The organism is Planktothricoides sp. SR001 (assembly GCF_001276715.1).
In the GTDB taxonomy this organism is placed as follows: Bacteria; Cyanobacteriota; Cyanobacteriia; order Cyanobacteriales; family Laspinemataceae; genus Planktothricoides; species Planktothricoides raciborskii.
This window is the reverse complement of the sequence record NZ_LIUQ01000103.1, coordinates 1-7,511: the sequence shown is the minus strand read 5'-3', so window position 1 is coordinate 7,511 and position 7,511 is coordinate 1. Positions and strand designations below refer to the sequence as shown.

Genomic DNA, 7,511 nt, shown 5'->3' with positions numbered 1-7,511 from the left:
TTTATGGCGGCGAAGGGAATGATTTCCTCTGGGGAGGAGATGGTGAAGATTTCCTCTATGGAGATGAAGGCGATGATACCCTAATTGGTAATGCAGACAAAGATTATTTTGTCCTGCAATCTAGCTTTGGCTCTGATACAATTCTGGACTTTACTAATGGTATTGACCTAATTGGATTAGCCGGTAGTTTAACCTTTGACCAGTTAAGTATTACTGGCAGTAATGGGAATACTTTAATTGCCAGTGGCAATGAATTGTTAGCCACATTAACGGGTGTTGATGTTGGTTTGATTGATAGCGCTGATTTCACTTTAATGGTGTAAGGAAGTTAGAAACCGGGTTTTTTTCTTTGTGTCCTTTGTGTCTTTGTGGTGAAAATAAACCACAAAGGCACAAAGGACACAAAGTTTTAAATAAAAAAGAAACCCGGTTTCTTGGTCTTGGGAACGCGATCGCTACTCCTCAAATACTGGCGGCCATAAGTCAGAAATATGTAATTCCCATCCCGGAAGTAATTCAGGAATGGTGAGAGTTTCTCCGTTGGTAAATGAAATCGGTTGTTGGTTGGGACGATAAAGAGTTGCAGTTAATTCGTCTGGGTCAATTAAAATGCCAACTTTTACGCCTTGGTCGAGAAACATTTCAATTTTTTGGCGCAATTTGGCAATTTGATCGCTTTGAGATTTAATTTCTACTACTAAGTCCGGGACAGTTTCGCTAAAATAACGCACGGTACGGGGCATCCGTTCTCTGGAGACGTATGAAACATCCGGTGCGGTTAAGTCTGCGTTGGGCAGAATAAAACCGCCACTGGAATCAAAGACTAATCCCAATCCGCGAGGTGATGCCCAAAGTTTGAGCAGAAAGCTCAACTGTGCGCCAATATAGCTAGATACAATATCTGATGGACCCATGACGATTATTTCTCCATCGCGCAATTCTATCTGGTAATCATCCAAATCGTTTTGGAGTTGTGTTTGCAGTTTTTCTAGGTGCTTAACTGTCAAAGACGTCAAAGACATAGATTTTCCTAGGCTGATTTATTTTATTTTATTTTACAACATTTTACAACAGTGCTGTATATTATAACCAATATTATCAAAAACCAAATCTATGCAATCAACCAGTCCATCTCTGACCAGCGATCGCGAGTTTATTCCTTGGGTACAGCAACAGAACATTAGCCTTGCTTTTACTACTTATCAAACCAATTGGTTAGCTTTTATCGGGGTTAATCCCGAAACTGGGGGAATTTATGCTTTTCAACGCCAATTTAATCGGGCGATGGGTTTGTATTGCACTCCCGATCGCCTTTATCTGAGTTCTAAGTATCAATTATGGCAGCTAGATAATGTATTGCAACCGGGGCAGTTTTATCAAGGTCGCGATCGCCTTTTTATTCCTAGAATTGCTTATACTACTGGGGATATTGATGTTCACGATGTGGCGGTGACAGAAACAGGTGAACTAATCTTTATCAGTACCTTGTTAAATTGTTTGGCGACAACGAGCGATCGCCATAGTTGTAAACCTTTATGGAAACCGCCATTTATTAGCCAAATTATTAATGAAGATCGCTGTCATTTGAATGGGTTGGCAATGGTGGACGGACAACCGGGTTATGTGACAGCTTGTAGTCGTTCTGATGTAGTAGATGGTTGGCGCGATCGCCGAAAAGACGGCGGTGTGGCGATCGATATTGCCAGTAATGAAATTATCCTCACTGGCTTAAGTATGCCTCATTCGCCAAGATTTTATCAAGGGAAATTATGGCTATTAAATTCTGGGACAGGAGAGTTTGGTTATGTGGATTTAGATTTAGGAAAATTTGAACCCATTACTTTTTGTCCTGGATATGCGCGAGGGTTAGCTTTTTGGCAAGATTATGCCATTGTGGGACTGTCTAAACCCCGTTCTGGGGATGGGACTTTTTCCGGTTTATTGTTAGATGACCGGCTAAAAGAAAAAGATGCCGATGCCCGTTGTGGGTTGCTGGTTATTGATTTAAAGACGGGGACAATTGTTCACTGGGTACGCATTGAAGGAACGATTACGGAGTTATATGATGTGGGGGTATTACCGGGGACACAAAAACCGATGGCTTTGGGTTTTCAAACTCAGGAAATTGAGCAGTTAATTAGCCTGGAACCTCTGAGTGAGATTAACTTAGTTACTGGCGATAAAAAAGGCGGAGATCAAAAGGGCGATCGGGTTATTAACGAAAGACTATCTGGTATAGGGAGAAAAACTTCTGAAAAAGGGGCGATCGCTATGTCCACGTTGGGCAGAAATGGGCGGTTTGGTAATCAACTCTTTCAATATGCCTTTTTGAAACTCTACGCCAAACAAAACGATCTGCGAGTGGAAACTCCGAAATGGATCGGACAAACCTTATTTGGACATCGTGATCCGATGATTTCCCGTCACTATCCAGAAGTACGAGAAATCAGCAATAAATTATCCAATGCCCGAATTCCTCAAGCTAAAAAAACGTTTCAAAATGTAGACTTTTGGGGATTTTTTCAGTATCATACTTCCTATTACAAACCAGAACGAGACTATTGGCGATCGCTGTTTCAACCTGTACCGGAAATTCGCACCTGCATGGAAGTAGCGATCGCCCGTTTGCGTAGTCGGGGAAAAACTATCGTCGGACTGCATTTGCGTCGCGGTGACTATGGAAGAAAATACTTTTTTGTTGCCCCAAGTCAATGGTATTTAGATTGGCTGAAACAAATTTGGCATACCCTAGAAAATCCAGTTTTATTTATTGCTAGTGGCGAACTGGAAACGGTTATAAAAGATTTTGCTGCTTACCACCCGATAACTTACAAAGATTTAGGGGTTACATTGCCGGAAGCGGAATTTTATCCTGACTTTTATATTCTGAGTCACTGCGATCGCGTGGCTATTTCTAATAGTTCATTTTCCTTTGTTGCTTGCATGATGAACGAACAAGCGACTCAATTCGTTCGTCCCCATTTACCCAGTCAAAAACTGATTTCTTTTGACCCCTGGGATAGTGAAGTGATTTTTCTAGATATTCCCACCAAAGATCAAGAAGACCAACAAATTGAAGTAGAGAACAACAGCGATCGAGCGATACCTCCAACCCCCCTTAATCAGGTATGCTATAAAATTGGTGTGACAGAACAACCCAGCACTTCCCAAGATTTGTCCCAAATTATTGCCGAGTCTTTTCCTACATTAAACGTTCTGCTATTCTTTCAAGGGCCAAGAGACTATTATCGACCTATTTTATTTTCCCATAACGAAGTATTTTGTAGTCCCGATTGCCAAACGACCATCGAAGGCGATCGCATTCTTACCATAAAAACTCCCGTTGGTGAATTTGATGCCGCGAAAATTGTGAGTCAACTCCCATCAGCACAAAAACCAGATTTAATCATGGTGAAAGCTGACTCTACTCGTCGAGTCATGCCGAAAAACCTTCAGGCGATCGATTGTCCAAAAGTGCTATTTTGTGCGGATACCCACCACTTAGAAAAACCGATTCAGTCCTTACTCGATTATGCGGCAACAGAAAATTTTGATTTCTACCTATTTAGCTTTGATCGCCATCATGGTCATTATTTTCAAGAATCCGGGCTTAAAAATTTATTTTGGATTCCAGTCGTTGATATTTATCCTCGTCAACAACCTCCTCGCACCTCACATAAATATCCTCTTTCATTTGTCGGTCAAGCCGGAAAGTTTCACCCCTATCGTAAATATATTCTCGATTTAGTGCGTCAATGGCAATTTCCTTTAAATCAGCAGCAGCTACCTCACAATAAAGCCGCTGAAGTCTATGCGGATTCTCTGATTAATCTGAATATTAGCTTAAATGGAGATTTGAACCTGCGAACTTTTGAAGTATTAGCCAGTGGGGGATTTTTGCTAACCGATAAACTTAGCCCCCAAGCGGGATTAGACTTGTTATTTGAAGATGGCAAACACTTGGTCTATTATACAGATGAGGCTGACTTGCGCGAGAAAATTAATTATTTTTTAAATCATCCGCAAGCAGCCCAAGCCATTGCCGCAAATGGCTGTAAAGCTTTTTGGAATAATCATCGACCGGAACAAAACGTTCGACGATTGATGGATTATTTGAACGGGAAAGGAATTGACCCAATTTTTCAAATAGAAAGCGAACCGCGTAATGTTTATTTGACAAAATCAGAGGGCGAAGCATTTGTGACCGAAGTTATGGAAGCTAGAAAATATTTTGGCACAAATGCTTTGCCCCTACATCGACATGGTATTCAAAAACAAAATGCTTTGAAGCATCGGATATCGATTTATGAATATTTGCAAGAGATGCACCGCACGACGCCCAAAATAAAAGGACTCTTTTGGGATAGTATCGATGAAAAAATTGTGGCTGACGCGGTAGATTTACCGCGATTGCAAGTGCATTTATTACAAGAGAATGGCAGAGACTATGAATTGTTTGAACGCTGCCAAATTACTGAGCAAATTAGTTTCATCACCCCGGCACAACTCAATGGTAATATAAACCCTTGGGATTTGGTAATCATCAACGGGCAGGAATTACAAAAAATTGGGGTCGAAGCTTTTCTGAATCAGCTAAATTTAAAATTACTGATTCTCACCGATATCAAGGTGAATCCTGAATTGGAACAAAGCTTACAAACTGCTGGTTTGGTTAAACAAAGTCAGCAGCCATTAGTCTATGGGTGGCGCGGAAAAACTTCGCTTGATAAACAAAATAATATTGAGTTACTGCTTAACCAAGCTTTAACTTATCAACAGCAAGGACAATTTGCCCAAGCTATTCCTCTTTATCAACAAGTTTTAACCGCCGAACCAGATAACCTTTTACTGCTGACCAATTATGGGAAAGCCCTGCAAAAAGTGAACCGCCACCAAGAGGCAATTGACATTTTGCGTCGGGCAATTCAACTCAACCCCGAACGCGCCCAATTATACTTTTACCTCAGTCAATCCCTGAAAGTTCAAGGAGACATGGAAGCCGCAGCCGAATGTTTGCAAAAAGCCATTCAGTTGCAGCCAGACTTTTGGGGGGCTTACAATAACTTAGGGACTATTTTACAACAGCAAGGCAACTTAGCTGAAGCTGCCCAATGTTATGAAAAAGCCCTAGAATATAACCACAACTTTGCCCAAGCTCATTCTAATTTAGCCAGTATTTGGCAACTGCAAGGGGACTTAGAACGCGCCAAAGCAGGCTTGATTCGCGCTTTACAACTTGAACCTAATTATGTTCCCGCCCTGTTAAATTTAGCCTATATTTACAAACAACAGGGACGCTTACCTGGGGCAATTGATTGTTATCAGCAAGTCTTAGCCCAAGAACCTCGACCAGAAGCCTATTATAATCTAGGTGAAATATTAGATTATCAAGGTAATATAGCAGGGGCTTTAGCCTGTTATCAAAAAGTCCAGGAACTTGACCCGAAAAATTACAACATTGAAGGGGCGATCGCCTTTACGCGGTTAAAAATATGTGACTGGGAAGATTATGAATCGAGAACCGCAGAATTTATCCATTCGGTGCAAAAATATCTGAATCAAGAAACCGCATATAGTCCCAGTCCTCTTGCCCTCAGTAGTTTTCCAGTTCCCCTAGCATTACATCGACAATTTGCCGAATCATTGAGTCGGGCAACGGTGGCAAAAATGGCCAAAATTAAAGCAGGTTGCAATTTTGCATATCCCCCAAATACCGATAAGTTAAAAATTGGCTATATTTCCCCGGACTTTCGCGAACACGCGGTGGGGAAAATCCTTAAAGATATGTTTTCATATTGCGATCGCACTCGGTTTGAAGTATATGCTTATTCCACCGTTGATTATAATGATGCGATTACGGAAACTATTCGCAATGGGTGCGATTATTTTGTCAATATTTCTGCCATGACCGCCGAAACAGCCGCCCGGAAAATTAACGCTGACGGCATCCATATCTTAATCGATTTAGCCGGACGAACTATCGGCAATGGCGAAGAAATATTAGCCCTGCAACCGGCGCAGATTCAAGCCCATTTTTTAGGTTATCCTGATACAATGGGGGCGGATTTTATCCAATATGCGATCGCCGACTCTAAGTTAATCACTCCAGAAATTGCCCAAACTTACACCGAAGAAATTATCTATCTGCCCCATGCCTTCTTTTCCTCACCGATGGAAATATTTGAACGCATGATGACGCGGGCAGAATTTGGCATTCCCGAAGATGCTTTTGTCTTTTGTTGCTTCAACTCTCACTATAAAATTACCCCAGACCTATTTGATCTTTGGATGCGGATTTTAGCGCAAGTTTCTAATTCTGTCCTCTGGTTAACCGGAGGCAGCGAAATATTAATCGCCAACTTACGACGAGAGGCAGCAAAACGGGGAATAGACGGAAACCGCTTATTTTTTACGGAAAAATTACCCAACTCAGAATATTTAGCCCGTTATCGTTTAGCGGACTTATTCTTAGATACTTTTATCTATAATGGCGGTTCAACGGCCATTAGTGCATTATATGCCGGATGTCCAGTTTTGACGCGATCGGGAAATACCAATGCTTCCCGTATGGGGGCAAGTATTTGCGCGGCGGCTAAATTAAACTCCCTGATTTGTAGCAGCAGCCAAGAATACGAAAAACAGGCAATTTATCTAGCCAATCATCCGCGTTCTTTGGGCTATTACCGCCGCCACCTGAGCAAAAATCGCGACCAATTACCATTATTTAATGTACGCGGTTTTGTCCAAACCTTAGAAAATGCCTTGTGGCAAATGTGGGAGACTTATACTAAAGCTAAATAGACCCAGAAACCGGGTTTCTTTTCGGCATATCACAGTTATCTGTGGAATCCAAACAAGAAACCCGGTTTCTTATTCCTCGCAGCTAACCCAGAAACCGGGTTTCTTTGGTGAAAATGTAGGGGCGAATGGCCATTCGCCCCTACTGTTAAATCCCAACAAGAAACCCGGTTTCTTCGTCCTCGCAGATAACCCAGAAACCGGGTTTCTTTGGTGAAAATGTAGGGGCGAATGGCCATTCGCCCCTACTGTTAAATCCCAACAAGAAACCCGGTTTCTTAATCCTCGCAGATAACCCAGAAACCGGGTTTCTTAATCCCCGCAGACCACCCAGAAACCCGGTTTCTTAATCCCCGCAGACCAGCTAGAAACCGGGTTTCTTATCGGCATATCACAGTTATCTGTTTTAAGCAAACAAGAAACCCGGTTTCTTCGTCCTCGCAGATAACCCAGAAACCGGGTTTCTTTGGTGAAAATGTAGGGGCGAATGGCCATTCGCCCCTACTGTTAAATCCCAACAAGAAACCCGGTTTCTTAATCCCCGCAGATAACCCAGAAACCGGGTTTCTTAATCCCCGCAGCTAACCCAGAAACCGGGTTTCTTATCGGCATATCACAGTTATCTGTGGAATCCAAAAAAGAAACCCGGTTTCTTAGTCCCCGCAGACCACCCAGAAACCCGGTTTCTTATTCCTCGCAGCTAACCCAGAAAC

At 42.2% G+C, this 7,511-nt stretch carries 4 protein-coding genes and 1 pseudogene; 2 read left to right on the top strand and 3 right to left on the bottom strand.

Annotated features, from left to right (window positions below; translation table 11 throughout):
• A pseudogene (locus AM228_RS28100) lies at positions 1 to 323 on the top strand (calcium-binding protein); the annotation flags it as partial.
• A gap of 132 nt (positions 324 to 455) precedes the next feature.
• Here AM228_RS28100 and AM228_RS28095 read toward each other — a convergent pair.
• Positions 456 to 1,022 carry a Uma2 family endonuclease gene (locus AM228_RS28095; RefSeq protein WP_054470283.1) on the bottom strand — a complete coding sequence of 189 codons (567 nt, stop codon included), beginning with the start codon at positions 1,020 to 1,022 and terminating at the stop codon, positions 456 to 458.
• 91 nt (positions 1,023 to 1,113) lie between these two features.
• Here AM228_RS28095 and AM228_RS31390 point away from each other — a divergent pair, with 91 nt between their 5' ends.
• Positions 1,114 to 6,801 (top strand): TIGR03032 family protein, encoded by a 5,688-nt coding sequence (locus AM228_RS31390; protein WP_082349210.1) that lies wholly within the window; start codon positions 1,114 to 1,116, stop codon positions 6,799 to 6,801.
• Positions 6,802 to 6,836: 35 nt separating this feature from the next.
• Here the strand turns inward: AM228_RS31390 and AM228_RS33820 are convergent, their stop codons facing one another.
• Together AM228_RS33820 and AM228_RS28085 are read right to left on the bottom strand one after the other, a co-directional pair.
• Positions 6,837 to 7,037, bottom strand: coding sequence for a hypothetical protein (locus tag AM228_RS33820; protein ID WP_156332132.1), 201 nt, complete (start codon positions 7,035 to 7,037; stop codon positions 6,837 to 6,839).
• Between the two features lie 73 nt (positions 7,038 to 7,110).
• Positions 7,111 to 7,293, bottom strand: coding sequence for a hypothetical protein (locus tag AM228_RS28085; RefSeq protein WP_054470281.1), 183 nt, complete (start codon positions 7,291 to 7,293; stop codon positions 7,111 to 7,113).
• Positions 7,294 to 7,511: the final 218 nt, after the last annotated feature.

Excerpts from the sequence above, each read along its gene's own strand:
- AM228_RS28085 (WP_054470281.1), bottom strand. The coding sequence starts at position 7,293 with ATGGCCATTCGCCCCTACATTTTCACCAAAGAAACCCGGTTTCTGGGT.
- AM228_RS28095 (WP_054470283.1), bottom strand. The coding sequence starts at position 1,022 with ATGTCTTTGACGTCTTTGACAGTTAAGCACCTAGAAAAACTGCAAACA.
- AM228_RS31390 (WP_082349210.1), top strand. The coding sequence starts at position 1,114 with ATGCAATCAACCAGTCCATCTCTGACCAGCGATCGCGAGTTTATTCCT.
- AM228_RS33820 (WP_156332132.1), bottom strand. The coding sequence starts at position 7,037 with ATGGCCATTCGCCCCTACATTTTCACCAAAGAAACCCGGTTTCTGGGT.